Raw genomic sequence first — 20,078 nt, forward strand, 5'->3', positions numbered from 1 at the left:
AAAAAAGCAGATCCGTATTATAAATGCAGATCTGCTCGATTATTAGTATTTTAAGCGCTCAAGTAAAAAATCAGTTATTCTTAATATACAACAATTCGAATAAGGACTGACTGAGTTGTTCTTCTTCCAATTCATTGATCAATGAAAGGAGAGCAAAGTCAGTTAGATCACTATTGAAGGCATTAAGCAGGTCGTCTTTCAAAAAATAACCGACTTGTGCTTTGTCCAACCGCTTAAAGAGTTCCTCACTGATATCCTGATGCTTCACTGCTGCAAAATTTTTAAACGTCAGTGTTATATCCTCATCGTTGTTTGATACAAGTTTGATTGTTGTCCGGTTCATCTCTCGATCAAATTTTTCTTCAATAATTTCCGCGTGCTTAATGTCACTGACTTCCACTTTTTTGGAAGCGTTGAAATGAATCACATGTTCTCGGTCAGCTGGTAAGATTTCCTTATTACCTTTCACATTTAAATGCAGCGTCTGCGCCATAAAATCGAGTTCAAATTGAGTAACAACTCTGTGATTTTCTTGGTCCTCGATCAAATCAAAAGAATTATATGCCCCAGGATAAATCATCCATTCTATATTTTCTGGAAGCTCATGCGCAGGTGTTTCGTTTGGTGTTGGATCGAGTGGTAAAATACTTCCTGCTTTAGCAAACACAGGAATCGTAGTCTCATCTCTAAAGAGCTTCAGTTCCGACTTTCCTTTGTAACGGAAGTTCGTAAACACATCAAACCATTGCCCTTCTGGGAAGTAAAAGACTTCGCTCCCGTAAAGTGTTTCGTCGTCTTTCTTACTGGTGATCGGAAGGACAAGCAGTTCACTTCCGAAGAAGTATTCGTTTCTAATATTATAAGCAGAATCTTCATGTGGGTATTTATAGTAAACAGGTTGCACAACAGGGATCCCTTTTTCACTATTTAAAACATTCAGCGTATATAAATAAGGGATCAAAGCATGTCTCATGCGTAAAAATGTCGTCATGTTCTGCCTTATTCCGATACTGTACTTCCAGGGTTCTTTACTTGAAAAGGCACTGTTGGAACTGTGCAGACGATTGATCGGACTGAACACACCGAACTGGAACCACCTAAGCGCCAGTTCTTCGTCTTTGTATCCTTTATAGTGTCCACCAATATCGTGACTCCACCACGTGTAGCCGATGTTTGACGACGTGGCGGTTAAATAAGGCTGGAACTTGAGAGAATCCCAAGTAATCACAGCATCACCTGAAAAACCGACAGGATACCGATGACTTCCGGGACCACCGTATCGCGACAAAATCAATCCGTCTTTCCCACGATCTGTCATATCTTTGAAATGATAATGATTCAAAAGCCATAAAGGATCGATATCACTGCTGCTGAATTCACCCTGCTGCCAATCTATCCACCAGAAATCAATACCCTGTTCTTCCATAGTATGGTGAACGTCTTCAAAGTATACTTGTCTAAAATCGTCATCCATCAAATCAAAATGAGCAGGTTCTTCTATTTCCGTATTCAGATCAAGTTTTTCAGCGACGACTTCATACTGCTCTTCAAATGCACGGATACCATCTGCCGGATGGACATTCAATGTTACAGCCAGATTTTTGTCTTTGAGTTCATTTAAAAAGTGTTCCGGATCTGGGAACAGTTCTTTGTTCCAGGTATAACCTGTCCATCCACTTCCATATTTTGAAGGGACATCTGTCAAATGCCAATCCATATCGATAACGCTGACCGATAAAGGGATGTCGTTTTCTTCAAATTTATTTATAAGCTCAAGATAAGACTGATCTGTATATTTCCAGTATCTGCTCCACCAGTTTCCTAAGGCATAGCGCGGCAATAATGGCGGGTGTTCTGACAAACGGTAAAAATCCTGGATCGCTCTCAAATACTCTCGTCCATAGGCAAAGAAATAAACATCCGTATGTTTGTGTTCATTTACCTGGATATTATCTTCCTTGTCAAAGACAAAAGATCTGGAATCGTCCAAAGCAGCATAGCCGTATTTGGAAACGATACTCTCTTCAAGCTCCGCTTCCCCATCGACACGGTCCACGGTTCTAAGGGCGCCTTTTAAAGTGGGGATGGGTTGGCCGAAGTACCATCTGTTTGTGTAATTCGTATAGTTGTATCTCACATCTATCGAGAGATTCTTTGGCGAGAATTCTTTTTCTTTTACATAACGTAAATGGAAAGAGTCCGTCAAGATTTCAATCATACCCTCGGTTTCTTTTAATTCAAAGTCTACTTCTCCTAGATCTCTGTTTTTGATGATTTGAGTCGGTCTGTCCTCGAATATTCCTTCTTCTGAATATTCCATACGCAGTAATTTACTCGTCAGCACAGTGAAACGATACGTCTTTCCTCTTATCACATTTTGCTTTTCATTAATGGTTGTCATATGTACCTCCCGTATTTTGTTTTGAAGCTCGTTTTATTCTATCTAATTTTTTCAAAAATAAATAATAAGTTGCATACATGATCAATGCTTCCCCAAAAAGTAGAAATAATATATAACTTACTGAGTACACTATATAATGGAGTAAAGTAAATATCATAAAGTTGACTAATGCAAATAATGGATATTTAGCAATAAAAAGTAAAGATTGCCTAAACTTCCAGTACAACGTCATATTGAAATGCGCCTCGAAAAAGAGCAGACACAAGGTATTCATTGATAAATAAATAAAAAAGACAGCTAATATCATGACAATGATCAAACTTGTTGTATAAGACAAATACACAAGATAGCCAATAGCCGTTGCGAGGCCTGTATAAAATACTCCGATAATAAAACTGTTTTTATACCCTTGTTTTAAAAACTGAAAGAAGTCAAAAAACTTAAATTCCTGACTTTCCAGAAGATAATTTCTTGTAGTGCTTATCAGAGCATTTGTCGTAGGGAAAAACACTAATGGGAGCAGTAATGTCAATAAGGGAATCAGGGTCAACAAGTTACTGAACTCAGTTGTCAGATACAATTGAATTGCCAGGATAACTACGGGTATATTTACAAGAAACCAGAACACGTTGATCAGAGTAAATTTCAGAATCAAAATAGATAATTCATATAACACAAGATAAATTTTTTCGAGCACAATTAGGCCTCCTTCCTCTACCGCTATCTCACCATATATACTAAAAAGCATGGGAAAAGCTGCAGCACAACTATTCAAAATATAAATAGTCTGCGACAGCTCTCTCTAGAAACATGCTCTTATTTAATTGCTCCTTCTGTCACGCCTTCAACAATTACCTTTTGAGCACTGAAATAAAAGATGATCACAGGTATGATAGCAATCGTTAAACCAGCCAGAGCGAGATGCCACTGTCTTGTGTATTGGCCGAAAAAGTAAAACATACGGATCGGTATCGTTTCGTTATCCCGGCTTAATACCAAGGACGGTAAGAGATAGTCGTTCCAGATCCAAATCACATTCAAGATAGCTACCGTCACTGAAATCGGACTGAGGAGAGGAAAGACGATTTTAAAGAAAATCTGATATTTACTTGCCCCATCCATTATGGCCGCTTCATCCAGTGATATCGATACACTCGTCATGGCGCCATGATATAAAAAGATCGCTAAACTTCCACCAAAACCCAGGTACATAAATACCAGACCAACACGGTTCAGCATGTCCACTTGACCAAAAATCGCAGTCAGAGGTATCATGACCGATTGAAATGGGATCAGCATGGCCGCAACAAAAACAAGCAGGATCACATTACTTAAACGACTCTTGTTTCTGGCTAATGCATAACCAGCCATTGATGAAAAAATGATGATGACTGCAACACTCACCACAGTAATAAGTAATGAGTTGAAGAAAGAGCGTATAAAATTCAAGTCATCAAAAGCCTTGACATAGTTCGCAAAATTTAAAGAATCAGGAAGTGTGAGCACGTTTGCAAATATTTCTCTAGGCACTTTGAAACTGTTGACCAGCATCAAGTAAAAAGGCGAAAGCCATATCAGTCCCAAAATAACACCTATTATCTCAAGGATTAAATATTTTCTTCTGTTTTTCATTACAAATCAACCTCTCTTTTCTTGCTGTAATAAACTTGTGTCAAAGAGAAGATTGCTACGATGATAAAAAAGATAACAGCTTTTGACTGGCCGTAAGCCATTTGATTACTTGAAAAAGCTGTATCGACGATGTTCATCGCGACCATCTGGGTAGAGTTAAATGGTCCTCCACCTGTGAGAGACAAGTTCTGATCGTAAATCTTGAATGAGGTTGATAAAGTCAAAAACATGGAAACAGTAAATCCAGGTGCCAGCAAGGGAAATATGATGTATCTGAACTTTTGAAATGGCGACGCACCATCGATATTCGCCGATTCGATCAGTTCTTTAGGAATCCCCTGAAGATAAGCAATATAAATGATCATGATATAACCGGCCTGCTGCCAGACTGTTAAAATAACGAGCCCCCAAAAGCCAGTTGTTGACGTTGACAGCCAGCCCATCAGTCCTTCTATGCCGGTAAAATCTCCGACAGCAGCAAATACACGAACAAAAATAAACTGCCAGATAAAACCTAAGATCAGTCCGCCGATCAGGTTGGGCATGAAAAAGATTGTACGAAGTATATTGTTCGTTTTCATTTTACTTGTTACCATCAAAGCCAAACCTAAACCAATAATGTTCAAGACAATGACACTGACAAAAGCAAATTTGAAAGTGAACCAGAGGGAATCTCTAAAGTTGGTATCTCCCAGCAGTCTTTTATAGTGGTCAAAACCGACGATTTCTGTAAATGTTAAACCGTTCCAGTTAGTGAAAGAATAGAATAAACCCATTAACACAGGCACGATTACAACGAGCGACAAACTTAATACAACAGGTGTGATAAAGAGCCAGAAACTTAGTTCTTTATTTTTCATTCGTCCGAATCCTTTCTACATAGTAAACATTTTTTACCATGTTAAAATAATAACTAGTGAAGAGTTACTCCTAATTTATAAAAAGGGACTATATTTTTTTATATAGTCCCTTTATAAATGTTTACTGTAATGACTCCCAGGCAGAAATCGATTCATCGATCATCTCATCCCAAGTCATTTCTCCTGCAATATAGGCTTGAATATTAGGTCCGAATTCATTGTTCGTATAACCTGACGGATAGCCGTTGAAAATCCACCCGATCGTGTCGCCTGATTGTGAATACTCGTAGACCACTTGCGACAGCGGATCTCCGATTTCCAAGTCTTCGTAGCCTTCGTACGCTGGAATAAAGTTGAACTCGTTGATAACAAACTCTTTTCCTTCTTCAGACAAGTACATCCAATCAAGGAAATCTTTGGCTTCTTGAACAACAGCGTCATCTTTATTGCCATTGACTGCCCAGAAATTTGGAATCCCCACTGGAAGCTCACCCTCATGTCCTTCGAGTGGAATAGGGATCATTCCAACACCGTTCTCAGCAAGTTCCGGATCCATTTGTTCAAGCGTTGGATAAACCCAGTTGCCCTGCTGGATCATAGCAACTTGTCCAAGTGAGAAGTACTCTTCAACCTGTTGCGAATAATCCAAGCTTAGCACCGGCTCGACTGAGTATTCAACTTGAAGATCGAGCATACGTTTAAATTGATCACCATTTTCAAACTCAAGTGTTTCCGCATTATAGGCATTATTTACATTCTCATCAAATTCATGCGACAGATAGACGTTAGCTAAATGATCTCCCGGTACCCAACCTTCTGCACCAGGGAATGCGAATGGGGCTTCAATACCTAGTTCATCAGCTTGATCACTCAACGTCTGCACAGCCGATTCGAGATCTTCATAGGTCATGATCTCTTCTGCATCAATTCCGGCTTCTTCGAAAATATTCTTATTATAAATAAATCCGTAACCTTCTATATTATATGGCAAGGCATCGACCGTTCCATCGTCTTGTGATACTTGATCGAGCATCCCCTCCAAGGCCTTGTCAGCTGCATCCGTATCAGACAAATCTGCCATATATTCCGACATCTTCTCCATTTGTTCCGGCCCTGCCACACTAAAGATATCCGGTTCATCGCCTGAAGAAAAACGCGTGGTCAGTTGCGTGAAGTAATCTGTTCCTCCACCGACCGAGGTTATATTGATTGATACATTGGGATTTTCGTCCATATACATTTGAGCCAATTCATTGAATTGTTCATTGAATTCGACTTTACCCTGCATAATATCCAACTCGATCTGTTCGCCTGATCCGCCATCGCCCCCACTCCCGGAGCTTCCATCATCGCTGCCGCAAGCGGCTAATAAACCCGTTGCCGATAACAGAACAATACCTTTATAAAAATAGCTTTTACTGAACATCTTACTGCTTCCCCCTTTTTGGTAGTGCTTACAATGTCAATATATCTTAATTTTACAATTATATCAACAATTTGACACCAAAGTGTTAGCGGTAACAAATCCAGTAATTATTTAGCCGAGTGTGTTTCCTAAAAGAGAATAACCGGGCATTTAGAGTGTTTATTTTTTTATATTCACAAAGTTTGTTTTGAAAAGTAGTTTATAAAAAAGGGTCACACCGGGACGTAATCGTTAGTTACCTTTGTGACTTTTTTGTAAATAGTTATAGACCGCGCCGATTAAGTTGGCGTCATTTCTGAATGTGCATAGATCTAGCTTTGGGTGGAATGTATTGCACTCTACTCGTTTCAATAGCTCTTCGAATTCCCTATTAAGTCTTTCAATGAATCCATCCATACTAGAGATGCCTCCGCCGATTATGATTTTTTCAGGATCAAAGGCATAAGCCAAATTATACAATCCTTTCGCTAAGAAATAATAGAAATTGTTTACTTCATTGATAGCCAATTTATCTCCTTTTTCAGCTAATTCAAATACCTGTTTTCCACTTATGTCATCATAAGATAATTCTTTCTGATCAGCATAACGTCTGGCCATGTTAACAGCGGTAGCCAATTCACTAAATGTCTTTTCTCCATTTAATAACATGCATCCGAATTCGCCTCCAAACATGTGAGCACCATGATGTATTTTTTTATTTACAATCACAGCCCCGCCTATCCCTGTACCGACGACGACAAACAGAACATTATCATTTTTCTCGGCAGATCCTTTCCAGACTTCAGCTAATGCAGCGCAGTTAGCATCATTTTCAATGGCTATAGGCAAATCAAACAGTTCTTCTAGTTCGTCATAAATGGGGAACAAGTGTAAATACGAAACAGCGCTGATCCCTTCGATTTGTCTGGTAGCTTGATTGACTGCTCCAGGAGAAGATAGTGCTATGCCTTCCACTCTATAGTCGTGCGCAGTTTTTTCTTTTATCTCTGTTAACTTTTCTTTCATTTCGTCCCACGTTTTTGGTGTCTTAAAACTATCTTTTTTTACTAACTGATCTTTGTTCCAGACTCCATGTTTAACAGATGTCCCTCCAATATCAAATGTTAAAATTGCCATGTTTTGCCTCCTGATTTTTATTTAGTATTATATAACATCCTTGTCCCAACAACATATTTCTTTGTAAAATTGTTATTTTTTGTGTTTTGTAAAAGAGAAGGTAGCTGTTTCAAAGATTGATTATTGCTAGCAGCTAGCTACTCTTTATCGAATCCTAAAGGTGTTTACTTGAGTAGTTTTGTTTAATTCAAGTGTCACTTCTTTAGCAGGGTTGGTTTCTTTAGAAGTTGCAGGGGCTTACTTTGAAACTTCTTAAGCTAACGGTTTTTCTTCACGAGTAATTGAATATAAATTGAAAACTGCTGAAGATAACGACGTATCTTCAGCAGTTTCCATCATTCCACTCATTATTTCTTCAATTAAATACGTCTATACAGATAAATTACTCTTGATCAAACTGTGGTAAGTAATCTTTATGTGCTTCGAACATTTCTTTAAACACCGAATTGGCTACTGTGTCTGAATCTACGAGTGGGTTCAGAGTCAATGCTGCGATTGCTAAGTCTTTGTCACCAGTGACTGCTGCTTCACAAACCATTCGCTCAAATGTCTTAATGGTTTGCAGAGTACCGTTCAATTTATAAGGAATTTTTCCGTAATTCAAAGGCTTAGGCCCATCATTTGTAATGATTGCAGCACCTTCGATCACTGATTCATACGGGAAGTCAGTAACGGTTCCTTTGTTTAATGTGTTCACATATTGGATATCACGTCTGTTGTTCACGATAGAATCTACAAGTGAACAAGCTGCATCACTATAGTAAGCTCCGCCACGTTCTTCCAGCGCTTTCGGTTTTACATCTAAATCGGGATCCGCATATTCTTCGAAAAGTTCCTTCTCGATTTTCTTCACTTCTTCTGCCCGAACATTATTTTCTTCATATTGATCTCGTTCACTCTGTAACTGTTCTTTTGTCATAAAGTAATAGTTCAGGTAAGGATTCGGAATAGCTTCCAGTGACTTGATAAGGGATTTCGACCACTGCAGACTCTCAATATTTTTCATTGTTGGTGTGTTTTGCAGTTCTCCTGACACATACATATCCAACAGTTCATCTATCGAAGATTTACCTTCCAGAAAAATATCTGTCACGAAAAAGTGGTGATTGACTCCCACAATGTCGAGTTCGATCGTATCTGGTTCTACTTTAAAAATTTCAGCAAACTGATTTTTCATATTCACTGGTACATTACACAAGCCTACAGCCCGGTCAAAATCGCCATAACGATTGACTGCTTCAGTGACCATGCCAGCTGGATTTGTAAAATTAATCAACCAGGCATCTTTTTTCGCGTATTTCTTGATATCTTCAACAATATCTAAAACGACTGGAATCGTACGCAAAGCTTTAAACATTCCACCTGCACCGTTTGTTTCTTGACCGATTATCCCATGAGATAAAGGAATGCGTTCATCCAAAACTCTCGCATCCAAGCCACCGACTCGAATTTGAGTGAGAACAAAATCTGCATCTTTCAATGCCTCTTGCCTATCTAACGTTTGGAAAAGCTTGATACCGACATTAGCTTTCTCAATCATTCGCTTAGATAAGTTGTAAATCGTCTTTAATTTATCTTTGCCCGATTCAATATCCACTAGATGAAGTTCTGTAATTTTCAGTTCATCATAGCGGTTGATAAATCCCTCAATCAATTCAGGCGTATAAGACGATCCGCCGCCTATAACAACTACTTTTAAATCATCCACACCGACTCATCCTTTCTATAACTCAAACCCATTATTATCGTGGAGATCCTTGAACCAGTATCCTGATTTTTTGATGGTTCGTTCCTGTGTTTCTAAATCAAGTTCGATCAGGCCATATCTATTTTTGTAGGCATTTAGCCATGACCAGCAGTCAATCGGTGTCCATACTTGGTAGCCTACACAATTAGATCCCTCTTGGATTCCTTTGTGAAGCCACTTTAAATGACCTTTATAGAAATCGATACGGTAATCATCTTCGATCATGCCATCCTTCTTGAATCGGTCTTCGTCTTGAACACCCATACCGTTCTCAGTAATCATCCACTCGATATTTCCGTAATCATTTTTTATATTCAAGGCGATATCATAAATGCCTTTTTCATAAATTTCCCAGCCGCGATACGGATTCATCTTCTTGCCTGGCATATCATAGATGTCAAAGTAATACGTTGGCAAGAATGGCGCATCCGGATTTGGCACACTGTCTCGCGCTTTAACTCGGACAGGCTGATAATAGTTGACGCCCAGGAAGTCAACGGTATTCTCTTTGATTACATCCAAGTCTTTTTCATCATAATCAGGCATTAGATCATGTTTCTTGATCAATTCGATGAGCAGAGGATTAAATTCACCTTTAATAGCTGGATCCAGAAAGCTCTTGTTCTGGAAGGCTTCTGCAATTTCAGCGGCTTTCAGATCTGCTTCATTATTGCTACGTGGATAGGCAGGTGAAAGATTCAAGACGATCCCTATTTTTCCGCCAGTTTTCAGCTTCTTGAATTCTTTGATGGCATACGCACTAGCCAGCGCTGTATGATACCCGACTTTTACAGCAAGAGCCGCGTCAACTTTCATCGGATAGTGATACTGATGTAAATAACCCATTTCTACATGCACGATGGGTTCATTGAAGGTAAACCATTTTTTGACAACGTCTCCGAATAATTCGAAACACGTTTTGGCATATTCTTTGAAATAATCAACGACTTTACGATTTTCCCATCCGCCGATATCCTGTAAAGCAGCTGGCATATCAAAGTGGAACAAGTTCACGAACGGTTCGATATCATTTTCTCTCAATGTTTCGAAGTAATCCCTATAATAGGCGACCGCTTTCTCATTGACTTCACCATGACCTTCTGGAAAAAGTCTCGCCCAACTGATCGACGTTCTAAAAGAATTGTGTCCAGTCTGTTTAAGAAGCTGGATATCTTCCTTGTAATGCTTATACATCGTGGTTGTTTTATAAGGACCCACTTCGTTGTAGAATTTTTCTGGTTCTAATTCAAACCATTTCCCCCATATATCCTGACCTTTTCCATCGCCTTCGAACGTTCCTTCTGATTGAGTCGCAGAAGTTGCACTGCCAAAATAAAAGTCTTTTGGAAATTTTAAAATGTCACTCATCCTTTCTTATGTTTCATATATAAATAAACACCTATGGCGATAACTACTCCGCCCATGATTATCGAAACAAGCTGGTTCACGAACAAGGGACTGCTTGCCATAATCAAAAATCCGATCGATATCATAAATAAAGCCCATTTATCCATATTAACTGCCTTCTTCTATTCGCTTATAGACGTCTATAAACTCCTCAGATAATATTTTGAATGCTTCAGCACTCATCATTTGGTCTTCCGCATGAACCAGTAATAGACTAAATTCAATCTTTTCGTCACTGGCTTCTTTTTGAATCAGCTTGGCATGTGATTTATGACCAGTTAAAAAGTGTTCGTTCCCTTCTTTTACTTTAGCTTCGGCTCCTTCAAAATCACCTTTTTTAGCCAGTCCGATAGCATCAATGAATGCTGAACGTGCTGTTCCTACTGTTGAGATGATTTCAAAAAATATCAGTTCCATTTCTTCCATGTTTAACATCCTCTCTAAAAAAATAAGACTCCAAAATCAGAGTCTTATTTTTTTGTTTTCTTTATGCGACAGTTTCATCTTCTTCTGTATCTTTAACTCTATTCGCAAGCAGTACAAATGGTGTCCAAATGGCAAACGCGACGAACAAGTTGAACAGAGAAACCAATCCTGCTAAGATATTACCTCCTGTTGCCAAGTAAGCGAGTATCCCAACTGGCATGACCCACGGTACGACAACAAATGTCGGTGGAATAACGCCCGCAGCTGTCAGTAAATAAGCGATCGTGGCAGTGATCGGTGGAATGATCAACCAAGGGATAATGTAAAACGGATTCAATACGATCGGCATACCGAAAATAACAGGTTCATTGATATTGAAGACGCCCATCGGTGCACCCAGTTTTGCGATCGTTCTCGAATCTTTTCGTTTTGAAAAGATGAAAATAGCAATGATCAAGGCTAGAGTGATCCCTGAACCGCCCATTTGTGCATAAGCGTCGAAGGAAACTCTTGTCCAAAGGTAAGGAAGATCTGCAGTCGACTGAGTTGCCTGGTAGGCTTCTGTATTCGTAACAAGTGCTGGTAAATAAACGCCATCCATGATCGGCGCCAGTACGTTGTGGCCATGCAGACCAAAGAACCAGAAAACTTGTACCAAAAACGTAGCCAAAACGACTGAGAATAGACCTTGAGATAAGCCGAGCAATGGTCTCTGAATATATTCGAGTATCAGATCGTTGATCGACAGCCCGAAGAATGAGACAGACATATAACCTAAGATTGCAGCAACATACACAGCAACGATACCAGGAATGATCGCAGCAAACGCTTTACTTACAGCTGAAGGCACTGTATCCGGCAGCTTGATCGTAACTCCTCTGTCCATCAGTTTAACGTAAATCATTGAAGACAATAGTCCGATAATAAGTGCAGTAAATAGTCCAGCGGCGCCGGTATAAGCTGTACCGATATAACCCCATTGAGCTATGTCGATATTCACTCCTTCGCCCACGATTTGAGCTTCGATTCCCAGGTTCGTCAATGCATCCAAGTTATCAGGACTGACACCTGGTAGTGCATAAGAAAAATCAGCCGTTTGAGGCAATGTTACGATCAGCGAAGAAAACGCAACGACCCCTCCGCCAAGTGCATTGATGTTGTATGATTTCGCTATATTATAACCTAAAGAAAAGACGAAAGATAAAGCAAGGATAGCGATCGAACCGAACCAGACATTTCCATTAACTCCAATAAGAGGACTCATCGCTTCTACAAAGCCAGTGAATCCCCACTCAGTAGGCAAATCTCTAAAGAAGACATTAAGTAAAACAGCTACCGAACCTACCATTGTGATCGGCATGATCCCGATAAAGGCATCACGGATCGCTACTAAATGACGTTGTGAACCAATTTTTGCAGCTACAGGAAGAAAATGTTCTTCCATCCATCTAGTAAATCCATTCATAAACTATACCTCCTTATTTATTAAAGTTTTTATGAGCTTCTAAAGCATTGTCTAAAGCTTTTTCTCCGTTCATCGTTCCATACACGCGCATGTCGATAACGGATACAGGTTTTTCATTATTCACCCGGTCTTTCATTTTAGATTCCAGGTACTTAACTTGTGGACCTAAAAGAATGATATCAGCCTTTTTAGATTCTTCATGAGATTCAGAATCTCCCACTGCCCAAACCTTGGCTTCCAAGTCTCTCTTTTCTGCCGCTTCCTGCATTTTCTTCACTAACATGCTGGTAGACATCCCAGCTGAACAAACCAACAATATATTGATCATTTTAAACCCTCCTGTTTTTTATGGTGGTATATACCAACCTAGATATAATATACCACATCTTTTTCTACATGTAAACGTTTTTTTATGCTGAATTAAATAATTAAATCGTCATTTCCAGCACCTTTTCTTTTGGGTTGTTATAAGACTTATAATAAATGTACGGTGTCCCGTTTTTTGATTTGACCGTTCCTTCTACCATGATGATCGGAGTCCCGATCGGCAATTTCAATGCAGCCGCGTATTTAGGATCCAGTATCATAGGGATATATCTTTGAGTCATGGTACTGTCCTCTAGATATGTTTTTAGATCCAGCAATTTATCGAATTTATTGATGTCTTTCTCATCGATATAACTTCTTAATATATAGAATTCTTCAATGTTTTGCGGCCGCTTGTCCTTCAGCACCAGCCGGATCGCTCTGATGATCGTTGAAGAATCCGTATCATCGATATTTAAATGATTCAGCACCTCCTGGGAACTGGAATACTTGATATCAAAGTTGACGATTCGGTATTCTATATTTTCAGATTGCTCATCATCAACTAGAGTATTTTTTTTCCACAGTGATTTGTCTGAAATGAATGTCCCTTTATTCTTTTCTCTGTATAAGTACCCCTCCTTCACTAATTCGTCTATTGCTTTTCTGACGGTCATCCTGCTGGCATTTAATCGTTTGGACAGATCTCGTTCGGATTCAATAGAGTCATTGTATTTTTTATTTTGAATTTCATTGAAAATAGTATTTTTTATCTGAACATATTTTGGAATTTTCAATTATACTCTATCTCCCCGTTTTAATTATTTCATTATCGCAAACTTTCTCCATGAATCCAGGTAATCCAGTAGAAAGAGTTCGTCATCTTTCACTCTCCCCACCACATTTTTGTTGCCGTCATTAGGCATGTTTTTCAACACGATATGCAGCTCTCCTTTATAGCGTGTATAGTTATTATTCAATATCACAACGTCGCCTCTTTTTAAGTCTCTCGTGTTGTGGGGAGCGATACTTTCATTTTTATATTTCACTCTAGTCATGGAACTTCTTCTCATAAAATCGGACAAATCACCGCGTACAAAATGTTCATGATCATAAAGTATCTTTTCTTCAGCTGCTGTTAAGTCATACTCTTTATTGATTTTGAGGTTGACTTTTCCTTCAACTATTTCAGATAAAGATTCAAACTCTTCCTCAGTTGCATACGAATTGGCTATGAGTACGTCATCAATTAGACCGGTTGCTATAAGATGTCTTGCTTGAAGATCAATTGGCAGATTTCGATGCATCTCCAATGTACACAATCCTTCATTTACATCCCAGGGACCAAAGGCAGACGGTGCATGACTCGATACAAAAGCTGCCAGGTTAATGTTAAGTGCTTTGATCGCTTCACTGTTTTTTATGAAGTAATCCAGGCCCAGTCCAGTAAACTTTTGAGGATAAAAGTTATGAGAAGCAATGATCTTTTCTTTTTTTGGCTTGAATGCCAAAATATTTTCAATTTGATTGATACTTCCACTGGCGTTGAATTCAAGTTTTAAATCATACTCATTATAAGACATCGCAGCTTCTTTATTTCCATCAAAGTTCTCATCCATCCGAATACCATCCGCCCCTATTTCATTGAAAAAAGACAGATCAGTATAACTGATACCTAACTCATCGAATATATAAGGAGCGACATCAACGATTACTTCCATCCCGAATTTATGTGCATGATTGATTCGTTTACTGAATTCCTGTTTGATTTCATACTTAGTTTTATCCCCTAGCCCAAGTAAATTCGTAAATATTTTTTTAACATTATACTTTGCAGCTAGTTCTATATACTTTAAATCACTTTCAATTTCTGATTTATCGGGGTAAATTGAAATTCCTAAATTGATCATCTTATGCTTCCTCTCTTTTCGTTTTGATATACGTTTCGATATTTTTTAGCGTTGCATCAATTGTTTTTTTGCTTTTCTTTTTATAGAAGAAATTGAGCAATTTGAAATTCCAGTCCTTAAGTTTATCTGCTGCTATGAATTCTTCAGTATATGTCACTTTTATCTGGCTTTCATTTACACTTTCGATTTCATAAGAAATTACATTGATGCCTTGATTACTTTTAAATTCTGCGACATATTTGGTAGGAGGCTGAAGTTCTGCTAGAGTGACTTTCACCTGACCCTTCCTTCCCATTTTATTCGCTAACGTTTTTTTGTATTCAAACCCTTCAGTGATGTCATCTTTTGAAACGTTCTTTTGCGTACTTTGTTTTATATCGTTAATGATAGACAAATATAAAAAGTCGAAAAATGCTTCTTGACTTACATCTAACGTTGACGTCGTTTTCATTTGATCATCCCTTTCATGGTATATACCATAGTTTAATAATAACAATTTTTCCAGAAAATACAACCGTTTTCACTCCATTTAGAAAAAAGTTTCCGGTCTTGCGCTCTACAGCTTTCTTTTGAAAGACCTCCTACCTTTATTTCGACGGATTAACGTGGTATAAATTGGTATGTAACGGTATGAATGGTTTCCTTAAGAAGTTTTCTTTTTATAAGCCACAACTTTGTTAGGTAAAGTCACAGCTTAAGAAGTAATAGCTGTATATAGTAAAAGTTCTTAAGATAACTGATTGTCTTAAGAACTTTTACTATATTTTCTATAAACTTCTCTAGCTAATTCGGTATTTTTCGCTTCGTGCGAAAAATGTCATTATAATAGATATAAATCCGTTAGACCGGATAGTTTTCTCGATGACCACAGTAGATTTGACTAGCCGAGCCGGTTTCTTTAGTAATTTCGTCTAATAAGCCTTCCACTTCTGAAGAAAATCCAATATCTTCAGAGGTAAGTGACCAAAATTTCAAAACTTATTAATATAATTATTTTTCTTAAGTAGTTTTACTATTTCACTAGTTACTTACCTATTCTTAGTGCTACTATAACCCTTATTATTTAAATAATACAGTACAATTTTGAATCAATCGATTTTATTCTAAAAGGTCATAGATTAGATAGCATCGATCGATATTTTTTATATGTTTAGCATTAATTTTGTCACCATCATTTAGATTCGAACTCGAAAAAATTGGCGTATCAAATTGATGTTCTTTGTTGATTTCGATCGTTCTTGCAATAATACTTTCCATAACTGTCAAACCCAAGACTTTTGATGTAGCTGCAAATTTTGAATCTATTCTTTCAAGCGACATGGCCACATCCCCCGCGTCACACTTAATATCAATCACAACGTCCGCGACATCTTTTAACAGCTTTCCTGATGAATGCCTTGAAGAAATGGTTTGTGAAAAAGCTAGAGAGGTCAAAGCGACAACATGCATACCGACATTTTTTGCTTCCAATGCCATATCTATAACGCCTGCATTTCTACCTGATACTGAAGCCACGATCATCGTATCTTTTTCATCAATATCTTCCATATGAAGGTAGTGATTTGAAAAGTTCTCATCTCTTTCCTGGTGTGTGCTTAATTCAGCATGTGGAAACAGCGCATACTGTGGCAGTAATAGAGCATTGATCGGCACAATACCACCGGCTCTATAAAAAACTTCCATGGCCATCATTTGAGAATACCCACTCCCAAAAACGTGAACCAGTCGTCCTGCTCGGATCGATTCCGCACAAAACTGCGCAGCTTGTTCAATATGTTCTTCTTTCAGCTGCTCCTTTAATTGCTCCTCTATTTTTTGAAAGTACTCTAGATGTTTCATTTATTCATTCTTCCTTATACTGTTTTTTGTACCGCTTTCTTAATTGTTAATTTTAACTCTATCATATTTTTATCATTTAGAGTACCGTTTGTCATTTCTTTTCTTTTTAATTTGTTGAAAATAAAAAGCAGCAGGTTAAAGTAATTATTTCGAAAGTTTATTCTTATGTATGGAAATATATTCATGTTCATAAAAGACTTGATTGTAAAAAACAGCACCGATGAATTGGGTCATCAGCGCTGTTCTTTGGTTGTGATTATTCTTTATATTTCAATTTCTCAGGATAGAAATACGTGATTTCCTGGCTGCCTTCCGGACGATCGAGAAAGGCTTTCTTTCCTTTATCGTTATCTTCACGTAATACCAGTTTGTCTTCGTCATAAAGTTTTTCAACGTCATCAATTATTTCGCCGTCCGGGAAAGCCGGTTTCAATTCAGCAATTTTTTCATTGATTCCATCATCGCTCTTATAAATTTCTAAAATACGGTCTCTTAATATATTTTCCGCCACAACAATTCCTCCTGTCTATTTTCTTCACTACCCTAATTATAACAAACGGCCTTATGGACATCAAAATAAACGATTACAGCAGGTCCGGATCACTTCATGATGGTGATTTTGTCTGGGCATGACAAAATCTGCCTTTTAAGAGGGGTGGTGTAGTGTTACTTGCTTGAGTAGTTACTATTTGATTGCGTGGAACTGATAAAGATAACGTGTTTGCTTTAGCAGTTTTTGCTCGGCTGGGTGAAACTGGTACAGATAGACTGTTTGCTTCAGCAGTTTGCGTGGATTCGAGTGAATCTTCTGAAGCTAAGAGGTTTTCTTAAGCAGTTTCTCTGTCTCTCTTCCCCACTTCAGATGAAAAACAACAGTAAATTAAATTTCCTCGACTATTTTCGTGAGTTTTTTATTCTTTTGTAAATATTAATAATATGGCAATAAAAAAGGAGTGGTTAGTATCATTATTATGAAAGAGCGGTCTAAATCCGTCAGTCATCGTGTGCTGGAATCATTAAATCTTCGCATGGATTTAAATTTTAGTGAGAAAAGAATGTATCAAAACCAGGTCAAAGGGTTCGAGGGTGAACAGCTCTTTGATGAAATCATGCAATTTAGACATCTAAGAGGCCTTGTCATCAACGATTTACTGATAGACACGCAGGAAACTTTCTATCAAATTGATTCTCTGCTCGTAACGTCCGATCGCATTTATTTGTATGAAGTAAAAAACTACACAGGCTCCTATTACTACAAAGACGGCGGGATTTACTCGAATTCCGGACATGCTCTGCAGGATCCTATTGCCCAGGCTGAACGTAAACGGGCTTATCTTTACAACTTATTGTTGAATTTAAATTTGGAAAGAGAAATCAGCGCCTACGTCGTTTTCGTTAATCCTGACTTTTATGTTTACAACTTTCCGGAACAAAATAATGTGATATTTAAAGGACAATTGGCAAACCATTTTAAATCGGTATCAGAAACTATCAAATCTGATACATCAAATTCAAAAAGAATAGCAGAAAAATTGATAGCTTTACACGACGACTCATACCGCTCAGTCAATTTGCCGGGAAACTATGCTTTTGATCAGTTAAAAAAGGGAATCATCTGCTCAAAATGTGGATCATTCCAGTATGAAACAACAAGACAAACTCGTGTATGCACAGATTGCTTTAGAAAAGAAAATATATCAGCAGCTATTCATCGAAGTATTGAGGAATTTCGCCTACTTTTTCCTACAAGTCGCCTAGATAAAAATATTATTTCTTTGTGGTGCGAGAATAACTTGTCAAAATCACGCATACAGGCGGTGTTAAGAAAGAATTACTGCCTTAAAAGTTGTGGTCGGGGGACTTATTATGTGTAATTCTGACGTTAGTTAAGTAGTTTTTCTTTATATTGGCTCAACTACTTAAGTTAATTGGTTATCTTAAGCAGTTATAGTTCTAAACAAGAAAGTACTGAAGAAAATCGATTATCTTCAGTACTTTTTGTCTTTTTCCTATTCACTTCTTAAATAAAACCAATATTCCCTTATTAGAAGACACTAAACTGAATGTTTTCATTTATCTTTTCTATATCCTGAAACGTTTGGATCAGTCGCTCGCCATAGTCACCTAGAAATTCATGCACTAAAGGCTCATTGATGAGAGTGATCCAAATCGTTTTGTCATACGCACTTAACACGTCATACAAGGCGTCAAGATTAAAACCAGAATAAGTGTGTATCCCTAACTGTGCTTGTATATAGGAGTGGGCAGCTTCCGCATCACACATAAATTGGCCATCCAGTCTCACTGTTCTCATTTATTCGTCCTCCCTATAAAGCTGCTGGAAACTGTCGTAGTGATCATCGGTATAATAAATCAGTCCGTCATTGGAGTAAACCAGCCGTTCGGCGCCACGGTAACCACCATCATAATTGACATCGGCTTCGAAATAATCACGGCCATCTTCTTCTGGTAAAAGTCCTTCACGGTTGCCAAAATTATCACCGCCAATAAGCATCTCATCGGTCACTTCCCACAGATTCCCTTCGCTCGCTTTCCACCCCAGCTTACGCGCTTCGTCCTTTGTTAAGTAATTATTGGGCAGTTCGTCATATGTATGTAAATACAGCGCCACATCTTCTGGCGAGCTGTAGTAGCCGTCTGCTTCAATCGTATCATTTCCAATTTCATCCGTCGTTTCAGATAAATTTTCTTCAATGATTTCATCCAGCGCGGGTTCAATCGCCTCACAAGCAGCTAATGGGAGTGTTGAGAGTATCGTAAATAACAGTAGAAGTCTTTTATCCATACGTTCCTCCTTGAAAAATTCATTGATTCGATTTGAAGTGGTTCCCTAGTTATCTTAAGCAGTTAAAAGTTTTAAATCTCTCACTCATGTAGAAAAACTAGCATCTTAAAAAGTTACGTTTACTTTGAACAGAACTCCTTAAGTAAAACCGTTACCCTAAGGAGTTGCTCTAGTAAAGTCACGAACTTCTTAAGAAAAACTCAAAATGAGAGCTGAAATATCGTTCACTCTTCATTCAATGACCGTTTCGCGATGCATTCGATCTCAACATCCGCTCCAAGCGGTAATTCCAAAACAGCGACACACGTTCTTACCGGAAAAGGCTCACTGAACATTTTTTCATAAACAGCGTTCATTTCGTCAAAGTGCTTCATCCCAGTGAGATAGACATTGACTTTTACGACATTATCTAAAGTAACGCCGGCTTCTTCCATGACATCTTTCAAATGAACAAAACACATTTCAGTCTGGGTCACGATATCGTACGTCTCGCCTGAATATCCCACTGCATTGTGCGCGGTTTGTCCTGAGAAAAATAAATAATCCGAAGCATCCACTGCGTGAGAATAAGGTCCCGAAGAGGTGGCTTTTTTGCCTGTATAAATTTTCCTTGTCAAAACTATGCTCTCCTTTTTATTATCATTATAATGTATCCGTTTACTTACCTTGTTATATTACCATAAATAATCACTATACCGTCTATACAAAATATTTTTTCAAAGTTTTTCACTTCAACT

General features: G+C 38.2%; 21 protein-coding genes. 1 reads left to right on the plus strand and 20 read right to left on the minus strand.

All coding sequences use genetic code 11. The annotated features are described in order from the left end of the window. Positions 1-70: 70 nt before the first annotated feature. From AKA01nite_RS07955 to AKA01nite_RS08030, 17 genes are all read right to left on the minus strand, one after another. Positions 71-2,401, minus strand: a complete 2,331-nt coding sequence (locus tag AKA01nite_RS07955) for a glycoside hydrolase family 31 protein (RefSeq protein ID WP_146924791.1) — start codon at positions 2,399-2,401, stop codon at positions 71-73. After that, positions 2,388-3,098: a YesL family protein gene (locus AKA01nite_RS07960; RefSeq protein ID WP_186805143.1), complete on the minus strand. Its 711-nt coding sequence runs from the start codon at positions 3,096-3,098 to the stop codon at positions 2,388-2,390. The genes AKA01nite_RS07955 and AKA01nite_RS07960 overlap by 14 nt, the downstream gene beginning before the upstream one ends. 119 nt (positions 3,099-3,217) lie before the next feature. Further along, complete coding sequence (locus tag AKA01nite_RS07965) at positions 3,218-4,033, minus strand: carbohydrate ABC transporter permease (RefSeq protein ID WP_146924793.1); 816 nt, start codon at positions 4,031-4,033, stop codon at positions 3,218-3,220. Next, complete coding sequence (locus AKA01nite_RS07970; RefSeq protein WP_146924794.1) at positions 4,033-4,893, minus strand: carbohydrate ABC transporter permease; 861 nt, start codon at positions 4,891-4,893, stop codon at positions 4,033-4,035. The genes AKA01nite_RS07965 and AKA01nite_RS07970 overlap by 1 nt, the downstream gene beginning before the upstream one ends. A gap of 121 nt (positions 4,894-5,014) precedes the next feature. Continuing rightward, the gene (locus AKA01nite_RS07975; protein ID WP_146924795.1) at positions 5,015-6,319 is read right to left on the minus strand and encodes an ABC transporter substrate-binding protein; all 1,305 of its coding nucleotides are present in this window, start codon (positions 6,317-6,319) and stop codon (positions 5,015-5,017) included. A gap of 231 nt (positions 6,320-6,550) precedes the next feature. Further along, complete coding sequence (locus AKA01nite_RS07980) at positions 6,551-7,435, minus strand: ROK family protein (RefSeq protein ID WP_146924796.1); 885 nt, start codon at positions 7,433-7,435, stop codon at positions 6,551-6,553. 382 nt (positions 7,436-7,817) lie between these two features. Beyond that, positions 7,818-9,143, minus strand: coding sequence for a 6-phospho-beta-glucosidase (locus tag AKA01nite_RS07985; RefSeq protein WP_146924797.1), 1,326 nt, complete (start codon positions 9,141-9,143; stop codon positions 7,818-7,820). Positions 9,144-9,158: 15 nt separating this feature from the next. Then, positions 9,159-10,541, minus strand: coding sequence for a 6-phospho-beta-glucosidase GmuD (gene gmuD / locus AKA01nite_RS07990; RefSeq protein WP_146924812.1), 1,383 nt, complete (start codon positions 10,539-10,541; stop codon positions 9,159-9,161). Between the two features lie 5 nt (positions 10,542-10,546). Further along, entirely contained in the window at positions 10,547-10,696 is a 150-nt protein-coding gene (locus AKA01nite_RS09320) for a hypothetical protein (RefSeq protein ID WP_186805144.1), read from the minus strand. A gap of 1 nt (position 10,697) precedes the next feature. Continuing rightward, positions 10,698-11,015: a PTS sugar transporter subunit IIA gene (locus tag AKA01nite_RS07995; RefSeq protein WP_146924798.1), complete on the minus strand. Its 318-nt coding sequence runs from the start codon at positions 11,013-11,015 to the stop codon at positions 10,698-10,700. Between the two features lie 61 nt (positions 11,016-11,076). Continuing rightward, a complete protein-coding gene (locus AKA01nite_RS08000) occupies positions 11,077-12,480 on the minus strand; it encodes a PTS sugar transporter subunit IIC (RefSeq protein ID WP_146924799.1) in 1,404 nt (467 codons plus the stop codon). A gap of 13 nt (positions 12,481-12,493) precedes the next feature. Continuing rightward, complete coding sequence (locus AKA01nite_RS08005; RefSeq protein WP_146924800.1) at positions 12,494-12,808, minus strand: PTS sugar transporter subunit IIB; 315 nt, start codon at positions 12,806-12,808, stop codon at positions 12,494-12,496. 100 nt (positions 12,809-12,908) lie between these two features. Next, entirely contained in the window at positions 12,909-13,583 is a 675-nt protein-coding gene (locus tag AKA01nite_RS08010) for a GntR family transcriptional regulator (protein ID WP_146924801.1), read from the minus strand. Positions 13,584-13,607: 24 nt separating this feature from the next. Beyond that, entirely contained in the window at positions 13,608-14,696 is a 1,089-nt protein-coding gene (locus AKA01nite_RS08015) for a DUF871 domain-containing protein (protein WP_146924802.1), read from the minus strand. A 1-nt stretch (position 14,697) separates the two neighbouring features. Continuing rightward, positions 14,698-15,147: a DUF3284 domain-containing protein gene (locus AKA01nite_RS08020; RefSeq protein WP_146924803.1), complete on the minus strand. Its 450-nt coding sequence runs from the start codon at positions 15,145-15,147 to the stop codon at positions 14,698-14,700. Between the two features lie 647 nt (positions 15,148-15,794). Next, a complete protein-coding gene (locus tag AKA01nite_RS08025) occupies positions 15,795-16,535 on the minus strand; it encodes an SIS domain-containing protein (protein WP_146924804.1) in 741 nt (246 codons plus the stop codon). Between the two features lie 256 nt (positions 16,536-16,791). Further along, positions 16,792-17,046, minus strand: coding sequence for a hypothetical protein (locus AKA01nite_RS08030; RefSeq protein WP_146924805.1), 255 nt, complete (start codon positions 17,044-17,046; stop codon positions 16,792-16,794). A gap of 442 nt (positions 17,047-17,488) precedes the next feature. Between AKA01nite_RS08030 and AKA01nite_RS08035 the strand changes: the two genes are divergently transcribed. Then, positions 17,489-18,409: an NERD domain-containing protein gene (locus AKA01nite_RS08035; RefSeq protein WP_146924806.1), complete on the plus strand. Its 921-nt coding sequence runs from the start codon at positions 17,489-17,491 to the stop codon at positions 18,407-18,409. A 170-nt stretch (positions 18,410-18,579) separates the two neighbouring features. Here AKA01nite_RS08035 and AKA01nite_RS08040 read toward each other — a convergent pair whose 3' ends face one another. From AKA01nite_RS08040 to AKA01nite_RS08050, 3 genes are all read right to left on the minus strand, one after another. Further along, positions 18,580-18,849 carry a barstar family protein gene (locus tag AKA01nite_RS08040; protein ID WP_146924807.1) on the minus strand — a complete coding sequence of 90 codons (270 nt, stop codon included), beginning with the start codon at positions 18,847-18,849 and terminating at the stop codon, positions 18,580-18,582. Then, entirely contained in the window at positions 18,850-19,341 is a 492-nt protein-coding gene (locus AKA01nite_RS08045) for a ribonuclease domain-containing protein (RefSeq protein WP_146924808.1), read from the minus strand. 224 nt (positions 19,342-19,565) lie between these two features. Further along, positions 19,566-19,958, minus strand: coding sequence for a RidA family protein (locus AKA01nite_RS08050; protein ID WP_146924809.1), 393 nt, complete (start codon positions 19,956-19,958; stop codon positions 19,566-19,568). Between the last annotated feature and the right edge of the window lie 120 nt (positions 19,959-20,078).

It is taken from the genome of Alkalibacterium kapii, from assembly GCF_007988865.1.
GTDB lineage: Bacteria > Bacillota > Bacilli > Lactobacillales > Carnobacteriaceae_A > Alkalibacterium > Alkalibacterium kapii.